Source organism: Synechococcus sp. R6-10, assembly GCF_047461815.1.
GTDB lineage: Bacteria > Cyanobacteriota > Cyanobacteriia > Thermostichales > Thermostichaceae > Thermostichus.
In genome coordinates, this window is sequence record NZ_JANSHW010000005.1 from 1 (window position 1) to 1,623 (window position 1,623).

1 protein-coding gene is annotated in these 1,623 nt (G+C 54.1%); it reads left to right on the forward strand.

Features of this window, described 5'->3' with window-relative positions; all coding sequences use genetic code 11:
• Positions 1 to 1,623: ABC transporter ATP-binding protein/permease (locus tag NW837_RS00185; protein ID WP_414328698.1), on the forward strand; the 1,623-nt coding region annotated here is incomplete at both ends.

The window sequence follows — 1,623 nt, forward strand, 5'->3', positions numbered from 1 at the left end:
ATGGTGTTTGTGGTTGCCCTGATGTTCTTTGTGGAGATTGGGGTAACTTTGGTCGGTCAAGCCCTGTTCCCGGAGTTTTTCACCAATGTGGCAGCCGGATTGGTGGCCCAAACGAAGAGAAACTTGTCCTCGCCGGTGCTGCGGGTAGCCTCGGTCAGCTTGGCTTTGAGCAGCCTTTGTTTTGGGGCAGTGTGGCGGCAGCTTCGCCAGCGCTGGTTGCAGTGGGTGCTGCTCACCTTTTTGCTGTTTCTGTCGCTGACGGTAAACCGGCTGAACGTGATGATTAGCTTTATCTTTCGGTTTATCGACACAGCTCTGCAGCAAAAAGAAGAGCCCACTTTCTGGCAGTTTTTGATTATTTATGGAGTGCTGATTATCTCAGCTATTCCCATTTTGGTGATCTACCGCTACACTCGCCTCAAGCTAGGGCTGTTTTGGCGAGAATGGCTGACCGATCATTTTCTGGATCGCTACTTCGATCAGCGGGCTTACTATGAGCTGGATTCCAACGCCGCCAACACCGAAATCGACAACCCCGACCAGCGTATATCAGAGGATGTCCGCTCCTTTACCGGCACCACCCTTTCCTTCCTGTTGGACATCCTTGACTCGATTCTCACCCTCTACGCCTTCACCGGCATCCTCTACGGCATTTCTCGTCCGTTGGCGTTGGGTCTGGTGGTCTATGCCACCATTGGTACTGCCATCGCCATTTTGGCCGGTCGCAAGCTGATTAAAATTAACTTCGATCAACTGCGCTACGAAGCCGATTTTCGCTACAGCTTAGTGCACGTGCGGGATAATGCCGAGTCCATTGCCTTCTACCAGGGAGAGGATCAAGAACTCAGGCAAATTTTGCATCGCTTTGGTGCGGCCTTGCGCAATTTTAATTTGCTGATCATCTGGCAGGCCATCATCGATATTTTCCAATACGCCTACAACTATTTCACCCGCATTGTGCCCTATGTCATCGTCGCCCCCCTTTATTTCAGCGGCGTGCGAGATTTCGGCACCATTACCCAAGCCACCATTGCCTTCAGCCAGGTGTTGAGCGCCCTCTCCATTGTGGCCAACCAGATTCAAAGCATTTCCAGTTTTGCCGCTGGGATCAACCGCTTAGGCTCCTTTCACGAGTCTCTGGAAGATCCGGCGCTGCGCCACACCAGCGCTCGGGAAAGCAACATTCAAACTCGCATTGCCCAGCAATTGGCGCTAAACCACGTCACTTTGCTCACCCCCAATTCAGAACGAACCCTGGTTCGGGATCTCTCCTTCGCCTTGGAAGCCGACCAACGGCTGCTGATTGTCGGTGTTAGCGGCAGCGGCAAAAGCTCTCTGCTGCGGGCCATTGCCGGCCTATGGACCAACGGCCAGGGATCCATCGCCCGCCCAGATACTCAGGAGATGCTCTTTTTGCCCCAGAAACCCTATATGCTGCTGGGATCCCTGCGGGATCAACTGCTCTATCCCAAACGCCGCCGAGACCTCACCGATGAAGATCTCATCCGAGTCTTGGCCCAGGTGAACTTGGGGGACTTGCCGGAGCGGGTGGGCGGCTTTGATGTGGAGAAAGACTGGGCCAGCACTCTCTCCCTAGGGGAACAGCAGCGTCTTGCCTTTGCC